This window comes from Streptomyces sp. NPDC059785, assembly GCF_042732375.1.
GTDB lineage: Bacteria > Actinomycetota > Actinomycetes > Streptomycetales > Streptomycetaceae > Streptomyces.
Map to the genome: position 1 here is coordinate 1 of NZ_JBHWHV010000096.1, position 24,610 is coordinate 24,610.

Sequence of the window (24,610 nt, forward strand, 5' to 3'; positions counted from 1 at the left end):
GGCTCCCGGCCGGGGAGGCCGGGCCGCCTACTGATCGGGCATGTACTTGTAGCCCACGCGCCGTACGGTGACGATCGTGTGCCGGTGGGCTCCGCCCAGCTTGCGGCGCAGCCGGGCGATGTGCACGTCCACGGTGCGGCCGTCGCCGATGTGGTCGTAGCCCCAGATGACGCCCATCAACTGCTCGCGCGAATGCACCTGATGAGGGTGGCGGACGAGATGGGCCAGCAGCCCGAACTCCAGGTAGGTGAGGTCGAGGTCCCGCCCGTCCAGTTCCGCCGTACGCCCCGCGGCGTCGATACGGACGACGCCGCCCGGTGCCGGCCGCGCGGAAGACCCGGACGGGGCGGCGGGGAGCGGGGCGGGGAGCGCGTCCGTGTAGGCGACAGGCCGGATGTCCGGCGTGACGCCCTGCGCGAAGAGTTCGGCGGGGTCGGTGCCCTCGGGCACGAACACGAGGTATCCGACGAGGGGCGCCGAACCGCGTTCCCCGCTGCCGCTCGGCTCGGTGCCGCCCACGAGGCGGAGGTGGCGCATGTCCGGGAGGGCTGCGTTCGACGGGGTGGTCCGGGCCGGAAGCGGCGTGGTCATGGCGGTCGTCCTTCAGGAGTACGTCGGGCCCTCAGGCGGGGCGAACGGGTTCGCCTGATCGCCGGGGACGGGGAGGAAGGAGCGGAGTGGCACGCACCGCCACAGCGGTGAGCGGTGTGCCCTATGCGCGACAGCAGGCGGCACTGACGACGTGACCAAAGTCGACATGCCGACGACGTACGAGTCGTTGCTGCGTGTGGGACATGTGAAACATCCTGTGCACCCGTCGGCCGGGTCGTCAATACTTCCCCAGTAAAACGATAGGAAATGTAGGGAAGGCAACATCGCGCCTGGGCGTGGGGGCATCGCGCCCGGACTCGGCGAGTTCACAGCGGCCGCACAGGGCCGGTCCGGCATCCGGGCCGTGGTTGACGGCAATCACGATGTGCTGCTCAATTGATCGCATGACTGCCGAGCAGCGCCTGGTCACCCGGGACCACATCGACTTCGGTCGGGTGTGGTCCGCGGCGTGTTGCCGCTGCGCTTGATGCGGCGAGAGGCCGTCTGTCGGCCGTCTGAAGGCCGTCTCAAGGCCTTCTGACCGGTCTCGTCCTTTCCTGACGACATCGCCGGACCCGACGCACCGCCCTGTCCGAGGGCCTGCGCCCGGCGTCGTCACACGCCTCACACGCCTGCTCACGCCTGTGCTCACCCTGTGGTCCGGCCGCTCGCCGTTCCTGAGGAAAGGTCAACTGTCATGCCAGTCGAATTCCTCGGCATCGCCGCCACCAACGACGGCTCCGAGACGACCGCGCGCTCCGGCGCCGCCTTCGACAAGGAGTACACGCTCCGGCTCGCCCGCGCGCACGAGGACCACGGCTGGGACCGGGTGCTGTTCGCCTACGGTTCCGGATCGCCGGATCCCGCGCCGGCCGCCGCCTGCATCGCAAGCCGACTCGACCGTCTCCACATCCTCCTCGCCCACCGCCCCAACGTCTCGTACCCGACCTTCGCGGCGAAGACCTTCGCCACCCTCGACCAGATCAGCGACGGCCGGCTGACCGTGCACTTCATCACCGGTGGCAGCGACCGGGAACAGGGCCGCGAGGGCGACACCCTCACCAAGGACGAGCGGTATGCCCGCACCCGTGAGTACATCGGGATCGTCAAGAAGATCTGGACCACCCACGAGCCCTTCGACCACGAGGGCGAGCACTACCGCTTCCATGACTTCGTCAGTGACGTCTTCCCGGTGCGGCAGCCGCGCCCGGACGTGTCCTTCGGCGGCTCGTCGCCCGCCGCGTACGCCGCGGGTGGCGCCGAGGCGGACATCTACTGCCTGTGGGGCGAGCCCCTGGCCAGGACCGCCGAGCAGATCGAGCACGTGAAGGCCGCCGCGAAGGCCGCGGGCCGCACGGACGTGCCGCGCATCCAGGTGGCGTTCCGCCCGATCATCGCCCCGACCGAGGAACTGGCCTGGGAGAAGGCCCGCCGCACGGTCGGCGCGATCAAGGAGCGGCGCGAGTCGGGCCTCGTACGGCACCACCGCCGTCTCACGGGCGTCCCCGAGAACACCGGCTCGCAGCGGCTGATCGCCATCGCCGAGGCGGGGGAGCGCTACGACCGAGCGCTGTGGACGCCGACGGCCGCCGCCACCGGCGGCGCGGGCAACTCCAACGCCCTGGTCGGCACCCCGGAGACGGTGGCCCAAGCGCTGCTGGACTACTACGACCTCGGCGTGGACATCCTCTCCGCCCGCGGCTACGACCTGCTGGGGGACGCCATCGACTTCGGCCGGTACGTGATCCCGATCGTCCGCGAGGAGGTCGCCAAGCGCGATGCCGGGCGTGACGCCGAGCGGGCGGCGCGGGGTACGGGGACGCTCGCGGCGGTGACCGGATGACGTCCGTCGCGGAACCCCGGCCGACGGCGGCCGGACTGACGGCGGCCGGGCTGACGGCGGCCGGGCTGACGGTCGTCCAAGTGACCGTGTCCGACCCGAGGGTGAGACCCCTGCTGCGTGAACTCGGCGACGAGTACTCCACGCGCTACGGCAAGGATGCCCACGCCGAACTCGCCCGCTACCCCGACGAGGAGTTCACCGCCCCGTACGGCGGGGTGCTTCTTCTGCTCCTGGAACAGGGTGAGCCGGTCACGGGCGGCGCCTTCCGCCGGTACGACGAGGCCACCGCCGAGCTGAAGCGCATCTGGACCCACTCCGCCCACCGGAGGCGCGGGCTGGCCCGGCGCGTCGTCGCCGAGCTGGAGCGCGAGGCGGGCGCCCGCGGCTACCGGCGGATCTACCTGACCACCGGCCCGCGCCAGCCCGAGGCTCGCGGCCTCTACCTGGCGACCGGCTACACCCCGCTGTTCGACACCGGGGCCGACCCGGAGACCATCGGCCCGCTGCCCTTCGAGAAGCACCTGCCGGCCGACGGGGCCGACCCGGTCCACGTCACGAGGACGCCTTGAGGTAGTTGAGGGCGAGCCTGGTCAGCTCCTCGAGGAACTGCTCCCTCGGGATGGGCGGGCGGTCCAGCAGATAGCGAACGGTGAGGTGTTCGACCGTGCGCACCAGCATCCAGACCGCCGTGTCGAGGGGAGCGTCGTCGCGCAGGGTCCGGCGTTGCGTCGTCAGATAGACGAGGACCAGCTCTCCGATGCGCTCCTCGAAGGCCCGCAGCGTGCGACCGTCGTCCAGCCGGGGCCCGTACTCGATCGCGGCGCGCAGGAACGGCGGCTCGACGTCGAGTCCGTCCAACAGTACCGCGAGGGTGGACCGGACGATCACGGGCGCGGGCTGCTCGAACTGGCCGGACATCAGGTGGGTGACGCGCGAGACGAGGGCGTCGCTGTAACGCTGGAGCACGGCGGAGACGATGGCGTCCTTGTGCGGGAAGTACTGGTACAGCGATCCGGGGCTGACCCCTGCCGTCGCCGCGATCCTGCTGGTCGACGCACCCTCGTAGCCGTGCTCGGCCAGGACCAGCCGGGCGGCGTCGAGGATGCGCTCCACCGTCGCCCGGGACCGGTCCTGACGCGGTGTCCTGCGCGGCGAAACGCGAGCGGCCGTGGTGCGCCGCGCGTCCCTGCGAGGCGATGACATCGGCGTCAGGATGCGAATTGAACGCGAGTACGAGTGGCAGTCAGCATCGAGTCATGGTCGCACAGGAGCAGCCGCAGTGTGATACCCCCGCAGAGCCGAACAAGGCGCCGGCACAGCCGCCCCCGCCCCTTTCCTCGCCTCCGTCCCCATCCCTGTCTCCGTCTCCTTATCCGCGACGCTTCCGGGAGACGGAGAGTGTCAACCGTCGCCTTGGCAGGCCGCTGCGGTTGCTGCTGCGGCAGCACGGCAAGGTGGATCCGGCCCTGCTGACCACCATCGGTGAACGGCTGACGGCGCGCGACACGGTGGCGGCGGAACTGGCGAGCGCGATGCGGGTCAGCGACGCGGTGCATCCGGAACGGGTGACGATGAGACAGTTCCGGCGCGCGCTCGCCGAAGGGATCGACTCGGTGCCGAACCCGCCGAAGGCGCTGCGGGACTTCTTCGCCGCGGTCGACCCGGTACCGGACTGGGTCGACTTCGACCTGGTCAACGAGGGCGGCCGGGTGGCCCGCCGGTTCGGCCGCAACGCCGCCGACGTCATGCTGCAACTGGCGCTGATCGGCTCCTACCGGTTCGACGGACCGCCCCGGCTGCTGGTCGAGACCGGCGGACTCACCGGCGGATCCGCCCTGCGCAGGATCGCCGAGACCCAGCAGTGGGCGACCGCGGTCACCGGCCACGACGCGATGCGCCGCTCCGGGCAGGGCTTTCACCTGACGGTGCACGTCCGCCTCATGCACGCCCTGGTCAACCACCGGATGGAGCACGACGGCGACTGGGACGTCGACCGGTGGGGGCTGCCGGTCAACCAGTCCGACCTGGCCGCGACCCTCGGCCTGTTCAACGCGGTGCAACTGCTCGGTGTCCGGCTGCTCGGAGTGCGCGTCACCCGTGCCGAGTCGCGCGCACTGATGCACCTGTGGAAGTACGTCGGCCATCTGCTGGGCGTGGACCAGGACTGGCTCTACGACCGCGAGATCCTCCAACACCGCTTCAACTACCACGTGTTGCTGACCCAGAGCTACGGCGGCTCGGCCGGACCGCCGCTGGCGAACGCCCTCGTGGAGGCCCAGACCGCCCTGCACTTCACCCGCTTCGCCCGGCTGCGCGGCGCCTACGCGCGGGCCCGCCTGCTGAGCATGCTGCGGTACTTCCTCGGCCGCCGCGGCATGCGCGACCTGGGCCTGCCCCACGCCCTGCCCTGGGCCGTACCGCCCGTGCTGGCCGCCAACCTCCTGCGCTACCACGTCCTCGGCCGCACCGCGGCGGGCCGCGCCCACCTCCTCCGCAGCGGCGACCGCTTCGTCCGCCACCACCTGCACCACTACTTCGGCGAACAGCCCCCCGGGGTAGGCCCCCTGCCCGCCGAACCGCCGGGCGCGGTCACCCCATGAGCAGCAACCGCGTGTTCGGGACCAGTTTCCGGTTCACGCTGGTGCTCTGGACGAAGATGGTGAAGTCGGCGTTGTGGTCCGGCCTGACGCGGATCTCCACGTCCGGGAGGCCGAGCAGGGCTCGGGCCTCGGGGCCCGTGTACACCCGGTCCGTCGTCTTCTCCAGGACCGCGATCTGCTTGCGGGCCTGGATCTTCTCCGACTTGCTGAGCTGGTAGAACGCGGCGCCGGTGCGGTAGGTGTGGCCGGACTCGACGACCCACTCCCGTATCGCCGCGTCGCGGGCCACCGGGATCAGCTGGTAGGCCGAGGGGTCCGCCGGGGTGAGGCCGGCCGCCTTGATGGTGTCCTTGTTGACCGCCTCCGCGCCCATCGAGAACACCGCGCGCGATCCGCGGATGCCCTTCGTGCGGCCCACCATGAACTTCTCGGTGGCCTGCTGGATCACCTGTCCGGCCTCCTCGAGGCCCTGGGTGCTCGTGGCGTCCCAGATGGCGATGTTGTCCTTGGGGAAGCCGCACTGCATGGCCTCGCGCTTGCCCATCTGGTCCGGCACGAGGACGGCCAGGGTCCAGTTGGGCTCCTGCGTCTCGATCATCTCGGCCACGGCCGTGACCAGTTGGCGCGGGTCCCTGGCGGGCGCCTCCGGGCCGCGATGGCTCGCGTTCTCCTGGCCGTCGGTGAGCACGAACGTCAGGAAGCTGTGGTCGCCGTACAGTTGCGCCGTCTGTGCCAGCTCCCGCTGCGACTTCAGCGCGGCGGCCAGCAGGGCCGTCATGCCGCCGACGCGGTACAGCTCGCGCAGCGACGGCATGCGCAGCACGTCCTTGTCATAGATGACGCACTCCACCTTGTCCGCGAACACGTACACCGTGACCCGGGTCTCCTGGTCCAGCTCCCTCGACCGGCGGGCCAGGTAGGCGATCTGCTGGTCGGCGACCTCGACGACCTTGCGGCTCAGATGCGACATGGACGAACTGGCGTCCAGCACGAGCGCGACGTGATTGATGTAGTTCTGGTTCCCGGACACGACAGGCCCCCCTCATTTCCGTCTTGATGCTCCAACCCTCTCACCCACCACTGACAATCGATCTTGCTCGGCAAGCTGGTCCCGCTCACCCCGCAGACCGGCCGGGCCCGGCATCGGAGCCGCATCGCGGACGCAACCGGTGCCGCAGCGGACGCAGCCGCTGCGGCACCGGTCGGGAGAGATGTCAGCGCACCGTGGTGACCCGGTGTTCCTTCAGGGCCGCGCAGTTGGAGCCGGTCACCTGCACGCTCACGTTGCCGATCGAGCCGCCCCAGTCCACGCAGTGGGCCTTGCCGTAGACGTAGGCCGGGCCCGCGTACGAGGTGTACAGCCCGTAGTCCGAGTCCCACTCGTCGGTGTCGGGGACGTACACCCAGGTGCCCACTTCCACGGCGGTGCCCGGGGTGCTGCGGATGGTCGCGACGCAGTTCTTGCCGTTCGAGGAGTTGTACGTGAGGTAGACGGTGCCTCGGGAGCCGACGGGTGCCGAGTTCACGGTCTTGTAGGCGCTGCCACAGACTTTCTGCGGCGTCGTGTTGGGCGCGGCCGAGGCGGGCGCCGCCAGGGCGGTCGTGGCACCCAACGACAGTGTCGCCAGCGCGGTCGCGGCCAGGACGGTACGATTGATCATGTTTTCTCCCCCTATGTGGTTGTAGAAGCTGGTTGCTCCTGCCTTATGTGACACGCGTACTGCCCGAATGGTTGTGGTCTATTTCACAGGGGGCGCACAGTCTTGTGTCCGGGGTGCGGCAGGCATTGCCGCGCCCCGGACACAAGACCTGGATACTCGCAGGTCAGGCCGTTACTGGTACGCGACCGTCCGCGCGCCGCGTATACCGCGCGCGGGCAGGTCGACGCGCAGCACACGGGTGTCCGCGTCCCAGTGCCAGGACGAGGCCGGCACCCGCGCGCCGTCCGCGCTCACCTGGCGCGGCGCCCGCTCGACTCCGAGGAAGGACACGGTCCAGGCGCGACGGCTCACCTGCCCCGGGAAGGCCCCCTTCGCGGAGCCGATCTTCAGCAGGTGGGTGCCACCGTGCTCCCGGTAGCCGAGCCGGGTGGTCGCCGCCGCCTGGTGCGGGACGCGGCCGACGCCGTCGTCCTCGTAGAGGGAGAAGGTGCCGGACGCCCCGGTGGCGACCCTGACATCGACCTCGGTCAGCGGGTTCTGCGCGTCGTTCGCCGCGTTCCCCGCCCGCGTGGCGACGACGCCGCCGGCGCGGACGAAGACCGGCATGGTGTCCAGCGTCGTCGTGACCTCATGGGTGGCGCCGCCCGCGGGCGCGGTGTACGTGTCCCCGGTGAAGTAGTCCGTCCACCGGCCCTCGGGCAGCCACACCGACGTCGTGGCCCGGCTGCCGGGCGTGGTGACCGGCGCGACCAGCAGGTCCGGCCCGTAGAGGTACTCGCCGCCCGCCTCGGTGTAGGCGCGCTCCTCCTCCGGATACTGGAGGTACAGCGGCCGTACGACCGGCACGCCGGTGGTGGCGGCCTCGTGCGCGAGGGTGTAGGTGTACGGCACCAGCGCCTCGCGCAGCCTGAAAAACTTCACCGCCGACTTCTCCGCCTCCTCGCCGTACTGCCAGGGCAGCCGGTCGCTGTGGTTGCTGTGCAGCCGGTCGACGGGCTGGAAGGTGCCGAACTGCACCCAGCGCGCGTACAGATCGTCGGGGAGCTTGGTGGTGCGGTGCGTCCGGCCGTCGTCCGAGGTGTACGTCTCGGCGCCGGGGATGCCGTAACCGTCGTTGTGGCCGCCGATGTCGTGGCTGACGGCGGCCAGGCCGGTGGCGGCGGACTCCCCGGGGGTGTAGCCGACTTCGGCGCGCAGCGTGCCCCAGTTCGACGTCGTGTCGCCGGAGAAGTGCAGTGTGGTGCGCTTGTCGGCCCAGGGCCCCGTGGGCAGACCCACGCCGCCGCTGTAGCCGCCGGCCTGCAGGGACCCGTAGGCGCGGGAGAGGACGAAGGGCCGCTCACCGCCGGTCTCCGCGGTGAGGTCCGCGTACTTCTGGTTGATCCACGCGTCCGGGGTGACGCCCGACCGGGAGGACCGGGAGGCGTCGCAGCACCAGTCCAGCCACCAGAAGTCGTTGCCGGCCCGGTCCATGGGCCGGTGCAGGTCGAGGTAGGCCGCGAGCTGGTCGGGGTCGCCGAAGTCGAAGGTGTAGCAGTCGGAGCCGCCCGCGGAGGCGCAACCGCCCTTGCGCAGCTTGCCGTTGGCCCTCTTCTGCGCCGCCGGGAACTGCGGGTCGTCGGCGAGGATGCTCGGGTGCACGTTCAGGGTGTTGTGCAGCCCCTGACCGGTGGACCAGTCGAAGAACGCCTGCGGATCGGGGAACTTGGCCGGGTCGAAGTTCCAGCCGCTCCAGGTGTTGGGGGACTTGAAGTCGGTGTCGGTGACGAGCACGTCCAGGGGCACGCCCGCGGCACGGAAGGCGGGCAGGACGGTGTCCGCGTAGTCGCTCGCGGTGCGGTCGATGTACTCGGAGTACCAGACGCCGTAGGCCCAGCGCGGCAGCAACTGCGACGGGCCGGTCAGCGTGGCGAGATCGGACAGGCCCTGCTCGTAGTCGTGCCCGAAGCCGAAGAGGTAGCCGTCCTGGTAGGGGCGTCCGTGGTGGCCGGGGCGCGCGGACACCTTCTGGCTGCGGGTGTCGAGGAGCGCGGAGGGGGTGTCGTCGAGCAGGTACCAGCCGTCGCGGTGCAGCAGCCCGGGTGTGGTCCAGGGGGTGGCGTCGCGGTCCCCGTCGAGTCCGTCGAGGCTGCGCCGGTAGCCGCCCAGGGCGAGATGCGGAGCGGGCGCCCGCTCCCCGCGGGGGCTCAGCGCGAGGGTGTCCACGTTGACATGGCAACTGGCGGCGTCGGGGCAGCTCAACTCGACCTCGTCGGTGCCCTTCTTCAGTGTGACGGGGACGGAGGCCGACGCCCAGGTGTCCCAGTCGTCGGTCGCCGGCAGGGACAGGGTGGTGTGCGTGCCGGCCTCGGTCCGCACCGACATCGTGCGCGTCTCATGGCGGCCGTCGCCGCCCGGTCCGTTGGCGTAGCGCAGGTGCAGCAGATAGGTGCCGTCCTCGGGAACGCCCACGACGGGGTCGGTGATCACGGACCCCTGGTCGGCCTCGGCGGTGAAGCCGTACCCTGCGTACCCCTCGTGGTCCGTGGCGACGCGGACCGCCCCGGACCCGGACAGCAGCGCGTCCTCGGCCTCGCAGCTGGCGCCGAACCGGCAGCCCGCCACCGGGGCCGCCGCCGCGCTCGGGTAGGCGGCCCCGGGGTCGAGCAGGGCGACGCTGTCGATATTGACGTTCCCGGAGTCGGCGGCGGTGCGGTGCAAGGTGAGCGTGTGCGGTCCGGCGCCGAGCGGCAGCGTCAGCCGGGCCACCTCCCAGGTGTTCCAGTCGGCGGTCTCGGGCAGCGTGAACGTCCGGTCGGCGCCGCCGTCCACACCGAGGCTGAGCGTACGGGCCTCGTGGCGGCCGTCGCTGCCGACCGCGTTGGTGTAGCGCACGGCGAACTCGTACGAACCCTTCGCAGCGGTCCGCACGTCCGTGGCGAGCGAGTTGTTGTCGACCTCGAAGCCGGCCAGGAACCCCTTGCCGGTGAACCCGACGTGGTCGGCGGCGAGTCCCGGGCCGTCGTAGTGCTGGTCCTCGGCCTCGCACCGCGCTCCGACGGCGCAGGGCGAGTGCCGCCACGGGGCGGCGAGCACCGGCTGTCCGCCCGCGCGCAGCCCCACGGTCAGGTTGTCCGCGGTGAAGGGCCCGGAACCGATCCGGTAGCGCAACGTGACCTTGCTTGTGGTGATCGACAGGACGCCGTCGCGCACCGTCGACCTGTAGTGAGGCGGTGTGAAGGCGTCCCGGCCGATCGCGTTGAAGGTCGGCCGGTCCTCGAAGTCACCGTCCCCGGAGTACTCGGTACGGATCAGGGTCGGCGACAGCACCTCGAAGCGGGCGTTCGGCACCGTCACCGTGGCAGTGCGGGCCGGCGCGTCCGCGGCGTCCGCGGTGGTGACGCCCGGCCCGGCGAGGGCGAGCGCCACCGACGCGGCGGCCAGTACGTGGCACAGTCCGGGTGAGCGCAGCTTGCGCAGGGGTCTGAGATACGAAGGTCGCACGGCACGCTCCATCGTGTGGGGCACTCTGACGAGCACAACGGATACGCGGTGACGCCGCCGCCCACGGACCGCCCGGGGCGGATACGGGGTGGCCGGCGCGACCTGAGGCATGAGATCACGCCGCCCGACCCGCGTCCATACCCGCGACAGACATCGTTGTCAGAGGCGTCGGAAAAATGGCGAAGCGGCGCGCTGCCCGGCGTCCCGGTTCTCGCCGACGCCCCTTGCGACACTGACGCCGTGACAGACGAGGACGAACGACAGACGGAACAGCGCCTGGAGCGGGCCATCATGGACCTGCTGGAACGACGCGGCCCGACCGCCACGATCTGCCCCTCCGACGCCGCGCGGGCGGTGTACGAGGGAGACGACGACGGCTGGCGCGCCCTAATGGAACCGGCCCGCCGCGCCGCCCGACGCCTGGTCACGGCCGGCAAGGTGCAGATCACACAGTCCGGCCACCCCGTCGAGCCGACAAAGACCCACGGCCCGATCCGTATCCGCCGCGCCCGGTGACCACGCGGTGGCCGTGACCGTCCCGGCCGCACCCCGCGGCAGATCCGGGAGTGCGGCCGGAACGGCTACGGGAGCAGACCCTCGGCGAAGAGGAGCCGCCGTTCGAGTGCCACCTCACGCAGCTTCAGCGCCTCGGCGTAATCGGGCGAGGCATACCACTTTCTGGCGCGCTCCATGTCGGAGAACTCGACGATCACGAGGCGGCGTTCGCAGGACCAGACGCCTTCGACGGCGTCCGGTCGCACCCCGCGCACCACGTAGCGGCCCCCGTGCCGCTGGATCGAAGCCTCGGCCAGCCGCTTGTACTCGTCCGCGAGCGTCGGGTTCACGATCTCCACCTCGGAGATCACATAGGCAGTCATGCTCGCCATGCTGCCACCGCCCCGGACCGCTCGCTCCGCCCTCGGCCGCCCCGAACTGCCCGCTCCGGCCTCAGCGGCGGACCAGGTCCTCGTCCGTGAACGCCACCGTGTCCTTCGCGGCGACCGTGACCCGTGCCTCGCCGTGGCGGTTCACCTCGACCGTCGGGCCGGTGCACTTGCCGTGGGTGAGTGCGCCGTGGGTGACGTCGCAGTACGTGCCGCCAGGCAGGCCGGTTCTGAAGGTGGCCGTCCGGGCTGTCCGGTGGTTGTTCACGGCGATCCAGCCCTTGCCGCCGCGGCTGAAGGCGAGCAGGTTGGCGCCGTCGTCGTACCAGTTGCGGAGCTTCGCGTCGCCGACGTGGTTGTGCCAGGCCACCATGTTGGCCACGCCGGTGTCCCGGTCGACGCAGGCCCAGCCGGCGTCGCAGTCGGTGTCGGTGACGAAGCCCTTGGCGTCGGACGGCGGCGAGTCGGTCGCGAGGCCGTCGAAGGCGTAACTCGCGTACACCTGGGGGCGGCCGTAGCCGTAGGCGAGCATGAACTTGTTAGCGAGCAGGTTGGTGTCCGCGTCGCGGTAGCTGAGTGTGGTGTCGCCCCGTTCGGAGTCGTGGTTCTGGACGAAGACGAGTGACTTGTCGCCGGGCAGCAGCCCGGACCGCTCGCCGAGGGTGCGCAGGGCGGTGATGTTGCCGTCCCCGCCGTCGTAGCTCTTGAAGGTGTCCTTGATCTGGTAGGCGTAGTCGATGCCGAGCAGGCTGCCCTGGTCATGGAAGGCGAAGGGCGACAGGGCGCCGGGGCCGGGGAACACCTCCAGCGCGACGTACGGCTTCTCGCCGTCCACGGTGCGGTCGAGCCTGCCGATGATGGCGGCGAGGTCGCTCTGGCCGACGTGCTTGGCCGCGTCGACGCGGAAGCCCGAAACGCCGTAGCGGATGAGCTTGTTGAGGTACGCAGCGATCTGCTTCCGGACGCGCGGTGTCTCGGTGCGCAGGTCCGCCAGCCGCAGCAGCTCGCACTGGGTGACCTGGCGGTAGTCGTTGTAGTTCCGGATGGTGTTTTCGTCGGCGCTGTCGGCCGGCGGCTGGACGGGGCAGTCGTCGGGGTACGTGTGGAAGTCGGCCGGGCCGTACAGCCCGGGGTAGTCGTAGTGCGTGTAGGACGCGCCGCCGTAGGACTCGTGTCCGTCGCGGGCCATGTGATTGACCACCACGTCGACGTACACCTTCACACCCGCGGCCCGGCAGGTGGCGACCATGGCCTTGAACTGCTTCTCGGTGCCCATCCGGCTCTCGAGCGTGTAGTCGACGGGCTGGTACACCTCCCACCACGGGTGCTGGGGTTTGCCCTCTACGTGGTCGAGGCTGACGGAGTTCTGCGGCGGGGCGACCTGCACACCGCCGTAGCCCTTGGGCCCGAGGACGGTCGTGCACTCCTCGGCCACCGAGGGCCAGTTCCACTCCCAGAGGTTCGCGATCACGTCCTTGGAGCCGTCGGAAGGCCGCGAAGCGGTGGCGGTGGCGGTCCGGGCCGGTTCGGACGCGGCGTTCACCGTGCCGGAGAGGACGCTGACCGCGGTGACGGCCGTGGCCACGGCGAGGGACAGGCGTTTACGCATGCTTGCTTCCGTTTCCTTCGGGGCTGACGGCCGTCGTGGTGCCGGCGTCCGCGAGCAGGATTTCGGCGACCGCCGAGTGGAGGGGGGCTTCCAGGCGCAGGGCGACCAGGTGGGAGAGCCGGACGTGCAGCGGCTTGTCCGAGAGCGCGATGTCCAGGATCCGGGACTTCAGTTCGTACGCGCACTGGACCGCGTCCAGGCGTGTGAAGAGCCGGGACCTGATGTCGTTGGGCGCGAGCGCGGGGCGCGCGCCCAGGTGGACCCGCACCGTCGTGCCGAGCGGTACGGCGTCGACGCGGATGCTGACCCGGCCGTCGCGGTGGGTGAAGTCCGCGTCGGCGTGCTCGCCGTCGAGGGTCACCGCTCGCCCGGCGGCTTCGTCCGTCCTCTGGAGGCAGGGGAAGGTGACGGTCCAGGAGCGGTGCTGCGGGAGGAATTCCGTCGGTCCCTGGGGTGCTCCGATGGTGAACACACCCGTGGCCTGGTCGTAGGTGAGCGGGGTGCGGGCCGGTTTCTCGCCGCCGTCGGCCGAGCCGTCGTCCTCGACGAGGGTGAAGGCGCCGTCCTCACCGACGATGACGAGTACTTCCAGGTGCTCGGGGAGGTATCCGCCGTTGGCGGGAACCTCGGCGCCGTCGAGCGGAACGATCGCTCCGGCGGGGGCGAGGACGGGGATCGTGGCGATGTCCCGGTGCATCTCGGTCTCGCGGTCGCCGGTGTACACCGTGTCACTGAGGACGTCGACCCAGGTGCCGGGCGGCAGCCAGACCGGCACGGTCCCCAGCCGGGTGGAGGCGTCGCGCGGGGTGGTGACCGGCGCCACCAGGAGCTGGGAGCCGAAGGTGTACTGGTCGGGGTGGCCGTACGCCTCCGGTGCCTCGGGCCAGCCGTGGTAGAGGGGACGGAGCGGCGCGATGCCCTCCGCGGCGGCCCGGTGGTTCATCGTGTGCAGGTAGGGGATGAGCCGGTGGCGCAGGCGCAGGAACGCGGTCTGGGCGTCCTGGTGCTCCCGCCCGAAGGACCAGGGTTCCTTGGTGGTGAACGGGTTGCTCGAGGAATGCAGCCGCATGACCGGTGAGAAGACGCCGAACTGCACCCATCGGGTGGCGAGTTCGTCGTCCTTGGCGCCGAGCATGTGGCCGCCGATGTCGTGGCTCCACCAGCCGTAGCCGATGTTGGCCGCCGTGGCGGTGAAGCGGGGCTGGAAGGCCAGGGTCTCCCAGGAGATCACCGTGTCCCCGGAGAAGCCGATCGGGTAGCGGTGGCTGCCGGGCCCGGCGTAGCGGGAGAAGGTCAGCGGGCGCCTGCCGTCGCGCGCGTTGTCCAGGAAGTGGAAGTGGTTGAGCATCCAGAGCGGGTCGATACCGGCGACGCGTGAGTAGGGCCCCGACTGCCAGTCCACCCACCAGAAGTCGACGCCGTCCGCCTCGAGGCCGCGGTGCAGTACGTCGAAGTAGGCGGTCAGGAAGGCCCGGTCGGCGGCGTCGAAGACGATCGGGTCGCCGGACGAGGGGTCCCTGCCCAGGGCCTGGCACATCCGGGCGTACGACGCCTCGTGGGCCCGGACCCCGTCGGCGGGATGGACGTTGAGGGTGACCCGCAGCCCGTGCTCGTGCAGCCGGTCGAGGAAGGCGGGCGGGTCGGGGAACAGCTCGTGGTTCCAGGTGTATCCCGTCCATCCGCTGCCGTACTTCTTCGCGTCGATGTCGACGACGTGCCAGTCCATGTCGAGGACGGCCACCGAGAAGGGCAGGCCCTCGGCCTCGAACCGCTCCATCAGCGCGAGATATTCGTCATCGGTGTAGCGGTGGTAGCGGCTCCACCAGTTGCCCAGGGCCCAGCGCGGCAGCAGCGGTACCGGACCGGACAGGGCGTGGAAGGCCCGTACGGCCTCGGTGTAGTCGTGCCCGTAGGCGAACACGTACAGGTCGGTGCGGCTGCCGTCGCGGGGCGCGACCCATCCGTCGTCGGTGAGCAGCAGGGAGCGGGAGTCGTCCAGGACGGCGTACCCCTCCCGGGCGACGATCCCCGGTTCGAGCGGCACCTCGCCGTCGGCGTGGTCGAGGGTCCGTACGGTGCCGCCGAGGTTCGGGCCGTCCTGCCCGTAGCGCCAGATCGAGTGGTAGATGCTCACCCCGCCGAGCACCGCCACGCTCAGTCCGCTCGTCGTGAAGGGGCCCTTGTCGTAGGTGAGGCGGCAGCGGTCGGTGCGTATCTCCAGGTGGGTGCCGTGGTCGGTGACGCGGAAGTCGGGGACGGGCAGGTCGCGGTGGAGGGCGAGCATCGAGGCGCGGTCCTCGAAGACGCCGTCCTCGGCGTACTCCAGGCGGACGAGGCCGTCGGTGAGGACGGTGATGCGGTAGCGGTCTCCCTCGATCACCGAGCGCGGGTCGGCGGTCGGGCGTGGGGTGAGGGGCATGGACGGAGCCTGCTTTCGGGTCGGTGCGGGGTGGGGCCGGGCATTGCCACGGAGCGGCTGTGCGCTCGGTCGGCCTGGGGTCAGCCCTTGACCGCCGCGCTGGCGGCCCCGGCGACGAAACGCCGCTGGAAGACGACGTAGACGATCAGTACCGGGACGATCGCGATGGTGGTCGCCGCGAACAGGCCGCCGTAGTCGGTGGTGTACCGGCCCTGGAACGTCGTCAGTCCGACCGCGAGCACCTGCTTGGACTCGTCGGTGAGCATCAGGTAGGGCCAGAGGTAGTCCTCCCACACCCACAGGAACTGGAAGATGGCGAGCGCGGAGATGGCGTTGCCGCTCAGGGGGGCGACGATGCGGTGGAAGATGTACAGCTCCGAGGCGCCGTCGATGCGGGCCGCTTCGAGGATCTCGTCGGGGATGTTGTCCATGCTCTGGCGCATCATGAAGATGCCGAAGGCGCTGATGGCGGCCGGGATGACGATCGACGCGTAGGAGTCCTTGAGCCCGGCGTCCGCGAACATGGTGTAGCGCGGGATGATCACCACGGCCCAGGGGATCATCATCGTGCTCAGGACCAGCGCGAACACCTGGCTCTTGCCCCGGAACTCGTACTTGGCGAACACGAATCCGCCGATGAGGCTCGTGTAGACGGCGATCGCGGTGATGGCCAGCGACAGCCCGACGCTGTTGGCGAAGAGCCGGAAGAACGCGAAGTTCTCCTGGATGGACGTGAAGTTCTCGAAGGTCCACTCCTTCGGCAGGAAGGACTGATCGACGCCGACGATCTCGGTGTTGGGCTTGAACGCGGAGACCGCCATCCACCCGAAGGGCAGCAGGGTGATCACGCCGAGCACGACGAGGACGACGTGCAGCAGCACCGCCTGCACTCGCTGCTTCATCGCCGGGCCTCCTTCCGTACGGTGCGGCGGCCGCTCCTGGCGTGGTCGGCCGTCAGCCGGAAGTTGGCCCAGGTGAGCAGCGCCGTGAAGACGAGCAGGACGAAGGCGATCGCGGAGGCGTAGCCGAAGTCGTACTTGACGAAGGCGGCGTCGTAGATCATGTAGGAGAGGAGCCGGGTGGAGGTGCCGGGGCCGCCCTCGGTCAGGACGAGCACCTGGACGAAGGCCTGGAGATAGCCGATGGTCGAGGTGACGACCACGAAGAGGGTCATGGGCCGCAGCATGGGCAGGATGATCCGGCGGAACCGGGTCCAGGCGCCCGCGCCGTCCACCGAGGCGGCTTCGAGGACGTCGTCGGGGATGGAGTAGAGGCCGGCGAGGAAGAGGACGACCGCGTACCCGAAGTCCTTCCACACGGTCATGAGCAGCACGGCGGGCATCGCGAACCGCGAGTCGAGCAGCCAGTTGACGTCCAGGCCGAAGAGCGACTCGAAGACGCCGAAGCGCGGGTTGTACATGAGCTGCCACACGTAGGCGACCGCGACGAGCGGGGTGATGGTGGGCAGGTAGAACAGGGCCCGGAAGAACCCCTTGAACCGGGTGAGTCTCGAGTGCAGCGCGTAGGCCAGGGCCAGGCCGAGGACGACGCGTCCGGCGATCGCGACCGCCCCGAAGACGAGGGTGTTGAGCGAGGCCGTCCAGAACTCGTGGTCCGCGAACAGCCGCCGGTAGTTGTCGAGGCCCAGGTACTCGAACGTCTCGTTGAGCGGGTTCCAGGAGTGCAGGCTGCCGACGAGGGCGATGGCGATCGGCACGAGGAGCAGGACGACGACGAACAGGACGATGACGCCGACGACGGTGTTGCGCAGCGCTCGCTCGCCCTGGCCGCCGGGGCGGCGGCGCCGGACCGGTTCGCCGGTCTTCCGCGGCGCGGGGCGTGCGGGGGTGGTGGTGAGGGTCATGGCTGGTGTGCCCGCCCGGCCGCGGGCAGCCGGGGTGGGCGTCTCCCTTCGGCGGGCGTCAGTCGTCCTGTGCCTGGTAGCCGGGGTACCGGTTCTCGACCGACACGAAGCCGGAGCCCTTGAGGTCGGTGCTGAGCGTCTTCTGGGCGGTGGCCAGGGCCTTCCTGGGGCTCACGCCGTTGTAGAGGATGTCCTCCCACATGGTGACCAGGGACGTCTGGAAGGTGGCCGGCAGAGCGCCGGGCCAGATGTACTTGGTGCTGTCGCCGAAGGCCTCGAGCACCGGGGACGCCTTGATGTCCGGGTCGTCGGCGAGCGGCTTGTACGTCGGGTAGACGCCGACCGCCAGGCAGAGCTGCTTCATCGCGTCCTCGTTGGTCAGGTAGTAGCGCAGGAAGTCCTGGGCCACGGCCTGTTCCTCGGGGCTCGCGTTCTTGTTGATGCCGATCGTGGACTCGCCGTTCGTCCGGTCGAAGGCGTACGGGGTCTTGCCGGCCTCGGGCACGGGGGTCCTGAAGACGCCCCAGTCGAGGTCCGGGTGATCGGTCTTCAGCGTCCCGGCCAGGTGCCCCCAGGAGTACGTCATCGCCGTCAGGCCCTGCCCGAAGGTGTCCCCGCCCGAGCCGAGGTCCTTGTCGCCCGAGCCGTCCCGGTAGATGTCCAGGAAGCGCTCGATCACCTCGAGGTTGGCGGCGTTGTCGACGTCCGGTGTCTTGAGATCCCCGGCGAAGAGATTCTGCCCGAGCTGGTACGCCATTCCGGACTGGATGGCGTCGTACTGCCCGTTGAAGTTGAACCCGGCCTGAGTGATCTTGCCGCCGTCCCTGACCGTCAGTTTCTTCGCGACCTCACGGAATTCGTCCCAGGTCTCGGGAATGTCGGCCTGGGTGAGCCCCGCCTTCTTCCACATGTCCTTGTTGTAGAAGATCGCGCCTGTCATCAGACCGAAGTCGATGTAGTACACCTTGCCGTCGATGACGTGCTGGTCGACGTTGGTGAAGTCCGCCTGGAGATCCTTGACCGGGATGTCGTACGGCGCCATGTACTTGACGAGGTTGTCGTGCTGGCTGTTGTGCACGTTGAAAATGGCCGGCCCGCCGCTGCCCTGGAGGGCGAGGGGGAGCTTGGTCCAGTAGTCGTCCCACGGCTGGTTGACGACCTGGATGTCCACGTTGGGGTGGACCTTCTGGTAGGCGTCGGCCATCTTCTGGGCCTCGTCGACGAAGGCCCAGGCCCACCATTCGAGCTTGATGGGCCTGCCGTCGTTGACGAGCTGGTTCGGGTCCCAGGTGACGGTCTTTCCCAGGACGGGGAGGCCCTTGTCGGCCTTGTCGTCCTGCTTGGCGTCGCCGACGCCGGTGCCGCCCGAGCAGGCGGAGAGGAGCAGGGCGGACGCCACCGCCACCGCCATCGCCCCGAAGGGCTTTCTGTATCGCATCCGTCTCTCCATCGAGTAGCGCACGCCCGGTCCTGACGACGGGCGTGGAAGATGCGCACGGTCACCACGAAAAGCGCGCTCCCGCCGGACGAGGTGTGCGACTCTCCCGCCCGGCGCCTTGCCGAACCCGCACCCGCTCAGTGCGGGACGAGGCTTGAGGTTTACCGCTATAGCGATCGGGACTATAGCGGTAAACTAACTTCAGCTGTCAATGGTTGTGACGTCCCCTCCTCAAGGGCGCACCGCTATAGTTCTGCCCGGGCAGGGGAGGAAAGGGATGTGAATGGCGACCCTTCAGGACGTGGCCGACGAGGCCAACGTGACGAAGATGACGGTGTCCAACGCGCTCAACGGACGCCGTGACCGGCTGTCGGACGCGACCTACGAACGCGTGATGGCCGCCGTCCGCAAGCTGGGCTACGTCCGCAGCGCGACGGCACGCTCGCTGTCCGCGAAGCGCTCCCACATCATCTCGCTGGGGTATGTGCCGTCCACCCACGGCCGTGCCGAGACCTCCCTCGGGCACCACGACTCGGTCTTCCTCGGCGAGCTCGAGAAACGGGTCACCGAGTCCGGCCGGTACCTCATGGTCCACGCCGTCACCGACGTCACCAGCACCGCCGCCAGCCTGAAGTCCTGGAACGTCGACGGCGCGATCTTCCTCAGCACCCTCGGCGACGAGGCCGAGGTGCTCCGGCGCGCCCACGACGTACCCATGGTCTTCGTCGACAACTACGCGGACTCGCCGCTCATCAGCAACGTACGCGTCGACGACTACCGCGGCGGCTATCTGGCCGGACGGCACCTGACCGGCGCCGGGCACCGCCGCATCGCCTTCGTGGGCCCGGCCCTCTCGCCCCCGGGAGTCGTCCACGAACGCCACCGCGGCTTCGCCGCCGCCCTGGCCGACGCCGGAGTCCGACTGGACCCCGCGCACGTCTTCTTCTGCGAGACGGCCATCGAACCGGCCCGCGAACTCGCGGCCCGCACGGCCGCCGCCGGACCGCCCCCCTTCACCGCGGTCTTCGCCACGGCCGACATCATCGCGGCCGGTCTCCTCAAGGGCTTCCAGCGGGCCGGCCTGCATGTGCCCCGGGACATGTCCGTCATCGGCTTCGACGACGTGGAGATCGCCGAACTCGTCACGCCGGAACTCACCACGATCGGCCAGGACGTACCGCAGAAAGCGCACGCCGCGGCCGACATGCTCCACCGGCAGCTCACGGGCGGACCGGACACCGTCCCGGAACACATCTCACTGGGCGTCACCCTCGTGGAACGGCACAGCGTCACGGCGCCACGGGACAGGTGAGCAGGGCTCGCACCGGATTTCCGTACGTGGGTACATGGGGGGAGAAGCGCTGTGAGACTTCGCAAGGTGGCGAAAGGCATCGGGGACTTCCTGGTGGAGACCGTGGGAGAGGCCGTGGCCGAGGCGGTGCTCACGCTGCTCGCGTGCCTCCTCCTGGGCTGTCTCGTGGGAATCGCGTACGTGAGCTGGTCCTTGAGTCCGCGAGCCACCCTCGCGGGCACCGGACTGCTCAGCCTCGTCCTGGCCCATGGCGCCTGGACGACCCTCGCCCGCCCGGCGAAGCGACGCCCGCGCCGGCGCCTCGCGGCGGTGACGGCGGCAGCTTTCACCGTGACTGCCGGGGTGGCTGTGTACCTGCTGCTGTACGCGACGGACTGCGGCTGCTTGTGAGCATCCTCGCGGCCACCGGGGTCGCCGGGGTCGACTGAACGCGGACCGGCCCGGGCAGTCGGCCCGCGCGACGCGCCACCGGCCCGCCCTCGCGCGCCAGTTTCCGTCCGCGGTCTGTCAGCTGTCGAAGCCCGACTGCGGTTTCACCAGGCCGCTCTGGTAGGCGATGACGACGAGTTGTGCGCGGTCGCGGGCCTGGACTCTGGTCATGGCGCGTTGGATGCGGCTGCGGACGGTCAGAGGGCTCAGGACGAGCCGTTCGGCGATCTCCGCGTTGGATCTGCCGTACGCGGCCAGTGCCGTGACTTCGCGTTCTCGGCCGGTCAGTGCCCTGATCTCGTCGGGCAGGGCGTGGAAGCGGTCGGTGTCCGGCGTCGCCAGGAAGCGGGTGATGAGTGTCCGGGTGGCGGTGGGGGAGAGCAGGGCCTCGCCGGCCGCGACAGTGCGGATGCCCGACAGCAGGACCTCCGGGCCGACCCCCTTGCCGAGGAAGCCGCTCGCACCGGCGCGCAGGGCCCTGGCCACGTTCTCGTCGTTCTCGAAGGTGGTGAGGACGAGGACGCGGGTGGCCGAGAGTTCCGGCCGGGCGCAGAGGGCGGCGGTGGCGGCCACTCCGTCGACGTGGGGCATGCGGATGTCCATGACGACCACGTCGGGCCGGTGCGTCGTGGCGAGGTCGACGGCCTCCTGCCCGTCGGCGGCCTCCGCCACGACCGTCATGTCCGTGACCGAGTCGATGAGGATGCGGAAGGTGGCGCGCAGCAGGGCCTGGTCGTCGGCGAGCAGGACGTGGATGGTCATGGAGCGGTGCTTTCGTCGCTGTGGAGGAGGATGTCGGGCCCGTCGAGCGGGAGCGTGCAGGCGACCTCGAAGCCGCCCCGCGGCAGGTGGCCGGCGCGCAGGGTGCCGCCCACCGCCACGGCGCGTTCGCGCATGCCGAGCAGACCGAAGCAGTTGTCCGGCGCGGCGGCAGCCGTCGGTCTGTGATGTCGTCAGGGGGCGGCTCACCGTCGACGGCGGTCGACATCGTCGGGCCAGGGGAAGCCGAGTTCCGCGGCGCGCTCACGGCTGCCGCCGCACACCCGCGCGTAGCGCTTCGGGTCCTCCTCTGCCAGCCGGTGCAGGGCGGCGGCGGCCTGGGACTCGGGCGGGGTGCCGTCGTCCGGGATGTCCCAGCGGAAGTGGAGCGGACTGTCGTCCCGCTCCGGGTCGCCGGACGCCAGTCCTGGCGCGTACCGGAAGTTCACCACAGCGGTGTCGGGGTCCTCGAAGCCGCTGCTGACCCAACCCGGCTCCGCGTCCCACCGGTTCAACAGGTCCGGCCGCTCGGCCAGTCCTCCCCTGATGAGACGGGCGACGGTGCGTGCCCGCCAGGACCAGGAACCGTCGGTCTCCGCCCTGGCGACCTCCGCGTCATAGGCGGAGGCGTCGAACCGGTAGGCGGTCGGTTCGAGCGCGGGCTCAGCAGGCGTTCCGACGGTCTGCCGCCAGTTCTCCCACACCACCTGGTCCGCGTCCCGACGGATGGTGACGTAGATCGCGCCGCAGCAGCCCTCGGTGCAGTGCGCCTCCGCGAGTTGCACCTCGTGGGGCTCCGCGGCGGCCCGCAGCCGGTGGTCGTCCAGCAGGTATTCGGGAGCGTGGGCGGGCCCGCGGCAGAAAGCCGCCGCGACGACCGGACGGCCGTCGATGAGCACACGTGTCTCGACGGGTCCCCGGTCCTCGGGATCGCCGGCCACCACCTCGATACGGAACCGGCCGGGCGCGGCCGGCTGCTGAGACGGCTGCCGCCGGGTGCGGTGGAACCACTCGGCCCGCCGCCGCTGGTCCGCGTCGTACGTGGTGTCGCCTGGCTGATCCGGAGGATCCGGATGATCCGCGTCGTTCGCGGTCGCGCCCGCACGCGTCCAGCGAGACTCGGCCAGCAGCCGTCCGAGCGTTTCCAGCAGCGCCGCGCGCCGTCCGGGCGGCCGGTCCAGCAGCATGCCGGTGCCGCTGCTCAGATCAAGGGCGAGCGACAGCAGCATGGCGGCGTTGTCGAGGGTGGGCGGCAGCGCGGCGGCTCGGCCGACGACGGTGTCGTACACCCGGACCGCGTCGCGGTAGCCGAGGAGGTCGGTCGGATCGTCGCGCGAACATCCCATCCGGACGAGCAACCTGCCCGCGCGGGCGAGCAGGCCGACGTCGTGCGGGTGGTGGCCGAGCAGGTCGGGCAGTCGGGAGGCCTCCGCGATCCGGCGGGCGGTCGTGCTGTCGACGAGGCGGGCCGAGGCAGGGAACACGACCAGCTCCGTACGGACGGCCTGCCGGTCACCCGTCCACAGGGCATGGACGAGTGGCCGCAGTTCGTCACGGCGGGCGTGCAGCGCGAGCCACACGACGGCCGCGGCCTGGCGGTCGAGAGTGTCGAGCGCGGCGACCGCCGGGGCGGTCAGCTCCCGGAACAGGCCGAGCGCACGCAGATACGGGATGTCTTCCGGTCCGCCGAGGCGGCCGAGCAGGACGATGCCCACGGTGACGGCGGGCACGGTCGTACCGGTCCTGACCAGCCGCCGTCCCAGTGCCCGAGCCCTGTCCACCTGGTCGGCCGGCAGCGGCAGCTCGGCGACGGTGGACTTGATCAGATGTCTGTCGCGGTCCTCGATGCCGAGCCGTTCGAAGCGGCGATGCAGGGTGGCGGGGTCGCCGGGAAGCGGGGTGAGGGCTTCCCGAAGGGCGGACTGCGCAGATTTCCCGAGGAGCGCGTGGCCGGTTCCAGTCGTCTTCTGCGGCACCAAGTAGCCGCGCAGAGGCGGGACTTCACCGGGAGACTCGCGCAGCAGGCGCAGTGCGTGGTCGTACAGAGCGGTCGGGGGAGTGAGCGCGTCGCGCTCTTCCTGGGCGCTCACCGGGTGGAGCGGGACTCGTTTCCGTAGGTCATGGGCGCAGCCTGCCAGCGGGCCGGTACGGTGTCGAACGATTTACCGAAGGCGGCGGCGGAATCCGATGACGGCGGCGGCGACCTCGTCGAGGTGGCTCTCCAGGAGGAAATGGCCGCCCTCCAGCAGGACGACCTCCGCGTCCGGGGCGTCGCGCCGGAACGCCTCCGCACCGGCCGGCCCGAAGATCTCGTCGTTGCGGCCCCAGACCGCGAGGACGGGGACCTGGCTCGACCGCAGCCACGCGTGCACCGCCGGGTACAGGTCGCGGTTGCCGGCGTAGTCGCCGAACAGGGCGAGCTGGGCGCGGTCGACGCCGGGGCGGGCGAGCAGCGCCAGGTCGTGCTCCCAGGCGTCGGGGTCGATCAGGCTGGGGTCGGGGACCCCGTGGGTGTACTGCCACTCGACGGCCTCCCGGCCGAGGGCGGGCCGCAGCCGCGCTTCGTTGTCCGCGCTGGGCTTCGCCCCGTACTCCCAGATGGGCGCCCAGAAGTCCGGTACGAACCCGTCCTCGTAGGCGTTGCCGTTCTGCGAGACGACGGCGGTGACCGCTTCCGGGGACGCGAGCGCGAGCCGCCAGCCGATGGGTGCGCCGTAGTCCTGTACGTAGAGGGCGTAGCGGCGGATGCCGAGGGCGGTCAGGAAGCCGCGGGTGACCTCGGCGAGGGCGTCGAAGGTGTACGTGAAGTCCTCGGCGCCGGGTGCCGACGAACGGCCGAAGCCGATGTGGTCGGGCGCGATGACGCGGTAGGGGCCGGCCAGTGCCGGAATCAGCTGGCGGAACATGTGCGAGCTCGTCGGATAGCCGTGCAGCAGCAGGAGGACGGGTGCGTCCGACGGTCCCGCCTCCCGGTAGAAGACGGTCAGGCCGTCGACGTCCACGGTCCGGTGATGGACAGCGACCATGCTAACCCCTTAACTCAATTTAACCGGTTAGGTTATTCTGATGATGCACAGGGCCGGATGGCGTGTCAAGGAGAGTGGGCCGTGGTCGAGGACGAGGAACTGCTGCTCGCCGTGCTCAACAGCGCACCGGTGATCGACGGCCACCCCACGGACGCCCTGAGCGGGGAAGGGGCGGCGGACTGGGCGCGGGCACGGGGCGGGCGTGGCACTGAGGAGGAGCGCGACCGGCTGCGCCGTGTGCGGGACACGCTGCACCGGCTCGTCCGGAAAAGATCCTCGGACGTCGGCGAGCTGGCCGCCGTGCTCGACGGGGCGCGGCTCCGCCCGGCCGTCTCGCCCGCGGGCGTGTCGTGGCGGCTGGAAGCCGCGCCCGGGGACGAGCTCGCCGTCAGCGTCGTACTCGCCTGGTCGCGCGTCGTCACGGAGTTGCCGGGACGGCTGCGCGCCTGTGCCAACGACGAGTGCAACTTGTTCCTCGTGGACCACAGCCGCCCCGGAACCGCCCGCTGGTGCTCCATGGCGACCTGCGGCAACCGCATGAAGGCCCGCACCCACGCCCGCAAGCGGCAGTCCGGGTAAGAGGGCCGGATCCGTACCGCTAGGGAGTGTTTTCAATGTGCCGCTCATAGCCACTCGTTGATGGCCGCGACCAGCACGGTTGCCTCGTAGCGGACGGCGAGTTTGTCGTAGCG

At 70.4% G+C, this 24,610-nt stretch carries 22 protein-coding genes; 7 read left to right on the forward strand and 15 right to left on the reverse strand.

Annotated elements, in window-relative coordinates; all coding sequences use genetic code 11:
* Positions 1-27: 27 nt before the first annotated feature.
* Entirely contained in the window at positions 28-591 is a 564-nt protein-coding gene (locus ACFV6E_RS40580) for a winged helix-turn-helix domain-containing protein (RefSeq protein ID WP_385177566.1), read from the reverse strand.
* Between the two features lie 697 nt (positions 592-1,288).
* Here ACFV6E_RS40580 and ACFV6E_RS40585 point away from each other — a divergent pair.
* Positions 1,289-2,434 (forward strand): LLM class flavin-dependent oxidoreductase, encoded by a 1,146-nt coding sequence (locus tag ACFV6E_RS40585; RefSeq protein WP_385177564.1) that lies wholly within the window; start codon positions 1,289-1,291, stop codon positions 2,432-2,434.
* Complete coding sequence (locus tag ACFV6E_RS40590) at positions 2,431-3,003, forward strand: GNAT family N-acetyltransferase (RefSeq protein WP_385468644.1); 573 nt, start codon at positions 2,431-2,433, stop codon at positions 3,001-3,003. The genes ACFV6E_RS40585 and ACFV6E_RS40590 overlap by 4 nt, the downstream gene beginning before the upstream one ends.
* On the opposite strand, the gene ACFV6E_RS40595 is transcribed toward ACFV6E_RS40590, so the two are convergent.
* A complete protein-coding gene (locus ACFV6E_RS40595) occupies positions 2,987-3,637 on the reverse strand; it encodes a TetR/AcrR family transcriptional regulator (RefSeq protein ID WP_385468645.1) in 651 nt (216 codons plus the stop codon). The genes ACFV6E_RS40590 and ACFV6E_RS40595 overlap by 17 nt on opposite strands.
* Before the next feature lie 227 nt (positions 3,638-3,864).
* Between ACFV6E_RS40595 and ACFV6E_RS40600 the strand changes: the two genes are divergently transcribed.
* A complete protein-coding gene (locus tag ACFV6E_RS40600; RefSeq protein ID WP_385468648.1) occupies positions 3,865-5,034 on the forward strand; it encodes an oxygenase MpaB family protein in 1,170 nt (389 codons plus the stop codon).
* On the opposite strand, the gene ACFV6E_RS40605 is transcribed toward ACFV6E_RS40600, so the two are convergent.
* From ACFV6E_RS40605 to ACFV6E_RS40615, 3 genes are all read right to left on the reverse strand, one after another.
* The gene (locus ACFV6E_RS40605) at positions 5,024-6,064 is read right to left on the reverse strand and encodes a vWA domain-containing protein (protein WP_385177556.1); all 1,041 of its coding nucleotides are present in this window, start codon (positions 6,062-6,064) and stop codon (positions 5,024-5,026) included. The two genes, ACFV6E_RS40600 and ACFV6E_RS40605, sit on opposite strands and share 11 nt — an antisense overlap.
* A gap of 184 nt (positions 6,065-6,248) precedes the next feature.
* Positions 6,249-6,695, reverse strand: coding sequence for a spore-associated protein (locus ACFV6E_RS40610; RefSeq protein ID WP_385166474.1), 447 nt, complete (start codon positions 6,693-6,695; stop codon positions 6,249-6,251).
* A 171-nt stretch (positions 6,696-6,866) separates the two neighbouring features.
* Positions 6,867-10,103, reverse strand: coding sequence for a TIM-barrel domain-containing protein (locus tag ACFV6E_RS40615; protein WP_385468683.1), 3,237 nt, complete (start codon positions 10,101-10,103; stop codon positions 6,867-6,869).
* Positions 10,104-10,418: 315 nt separating this feature from the next.
* Between ACFV6E_RS40615 and ACFV6E_RS40620 the strand changes: the two genes are divergently transcribed.
* On the forward strand, positions 10,419-10,694 hold the full coding sequence (locus tag ACFV6E_RS40620) for a DUF3253 domain-containing protein (RefSeq protein ID WP_385468650.1): 276 nt from the start codon (positions 10,419-10,421) through the stop codon (positions 10,692-10,694).
* Between the two features lie 65 nt (positions 10,695-10,759).
* On the opposite strand, the gene ACFV6E_RS40625 is transcribed toward ACFV6E_RS40620, so the two are convergent.
* The 6 genes from ACFV6E_RS40625 to ACFV6E_RS40650 form a co-directional block, all read right to left on the reverse strand.
* Positions 10,760-11,056 (reverse strand): DUF1330 domain-containing protein, encoded by a 297-nt coding sequence (locus ACFV6E_RS40625; protein ID WP_385468653.1) that lies wholly within the window; start codon positions 11,054-11,056, stop codon positions 10,760-10,762.
* A gap of 70 nt (positions 11,057-11,126) precedes the next feature.
* Positions 11,127-12,671, reverse strand: coding sequence for an alpha-amylase family protein (locus ACFV6E_RS40630; RefSeq protein WP_385468656.1), 1,545 nt, complete (start codon positions 12,669-12,671; stop codon positions 11,127-11,129).
* On the reverse strand, positions 12,664-15,090 hold the full coding sequence (locus tag ACFV6E_RS40635) for a TIM-barrel domain-containing protein (RefSeq protein ID WP_385468659.1): 2,427 nt from the start codon (positions 15,088-15,090) through the stop codon (positions 12,664-12,666). Before ACFV6E_RS40635 ends, ACFV6E_RS40630 begins: the two co-directional genes overlap by 8 nt.
* An 80-nt stretch (positions 15,091-15,170) precedes the next feature.
* Complete coding sequence (locus ACFV6E_RS40640; protein WP_385468662.1) at positions 15,171-15,992, reverse strand: carbohydrate ABC transporter permease; 822 nt, start codon at positions 15,990-15,992, stop codon at positions 15,171-15,173.
* Entirely contained in the window at positions 15,989-16,954 is a 966-nt protein-coding gene (locus ACFV6E_RS40645; protein ID WP_385468665.1) for a carbohydrate ABC transporter permease, read from the reverse strand. The genes ACFV6E_RS40640 and ACFV6E_RS40645 overlap by 4 nt, the downstream gene beginning before the upstream one ends.
* A gap of 58 nt (positions 16,955-17,012) precedes the next feature.
* Positions 17,013-18,392, reverse strand: coding sequence for an ABC transporter substrate-binding protein (locus tag ACFV6E_RS40650; protein ID WP_385468668.1), 1,380 nt, complete (start codon positions 18,390-18,392; stop codon positions 17,013-17,015).
* Positions 18,393-18,675: 283 nt separating this feature from the next.
* On the opposite strand from ACFV6E_RS40650, the gene ACFV6E_RS40655 reads away from it, so the two are divergent.
* Together ACFV6E_RS40655 and ACFV6E_RS40660 are read left to right on the forward strand one after the other, a co-directional pair.
* On the forward strand, positions 18,676-19,704 hold the full coding sequence (locus ACFV6E_RS40655) for a LacI family DNA-binding transcriptional regulator (RefSeq protein ID WP_385468671.1): 1,029 nt from the start codon (positions 18,676-18,678) through the stop codon (positions 19,702-19,704).
* Between the two features lie 51 nt (positions 19,705-19,755).
* Positions 19,756-20,094, forward strand: coding sequence for a lysine transporter LysE (locus ACFV6E_RS40660; protein WP_385166456.1), 339 nt, complete (start codon positions 19,756-19,758; stop codon positions 20,092-20,094).
* A gap of 117 nt (positions 20,095-20,211) precedes the next feature.
* Here ACFV6E_RS40660 and ACFV6E_RS40665 read toward each other — a convergent pair whose 3' ends face one another.
* The 4 genes from ACFV6E_RS40665 to ACFV6E_RS40680 form a co-directional block, all read right to left on the reverse strand.
* Positions 20,212-20,895, reverse strand: a complete 684-nt coding sequence (locus ACFV6E_RS40665; RefSeq protein WP_385468674.1) for a response regulator — start codon at positions 20,893-20,895, stop codon at positions 20,212-20,214.
* Positions 20,892-21,029 carry a hypothetical protein gene (locus ACFV6E_RS40670; protein ID WP_385166455.1) on the reverse strand — a complete coding sequence of 46 codons (138 nt, stop codon included), beginning with the start codon at positions 21,027-21,029 and terminating at the stop codon, positions 20,892-20,894. The genes ACFV6E_RS40665 and ACFV6E_RS40670 overlap by 4 nt, the downstream gene beginning before the upstream one ends.
* Positions 21,030-21,098: 69 nt before the next feature.
* On the reverse strand, positions 21,099-22,982 hold the full coding sequence (locus ACFV6E_RS40675; RefSeq protein ID WP_385468677.1) for a hypothetical protein: 1,884 nt from the start codon (positions 22,980-22,982) through the stop codon (positions 21,099-21,101).
* 72 nt (positions 22,983-23,054) lie between these two features.
* Positions 23,055-23,918 (reverse strand): alpha/beta fold hydrolase, encoded by an 864-nt coding sequence (locus ACFV6E_RS40680; RefSeq protein ID WP_385166452.1) that lies wholly within the window; start codon positions 23,916-23,918, stop codon positions 23,055-23,057.
* A gap of 81 nt (positions 23,919-23,999) precedes the next feature.
* On the opposite strand from ACFV6E_RS40680, the gene ACFV6E_RS40685 reads away from it, so the two are divergent.
* Complete coding sequence (locus ACFV6E_RS40685) at positions 24,000-24,497, forward strand: CGNR zinc finger domain-containing protein (RefSeq protein ID WP_385468680.1); 498 nt, start codon at positions 24,000-24,002, stop codon at positions 24,495-24,497.
* Positions 24,498-24,610 lie beyond the last annotated feature (113 nt).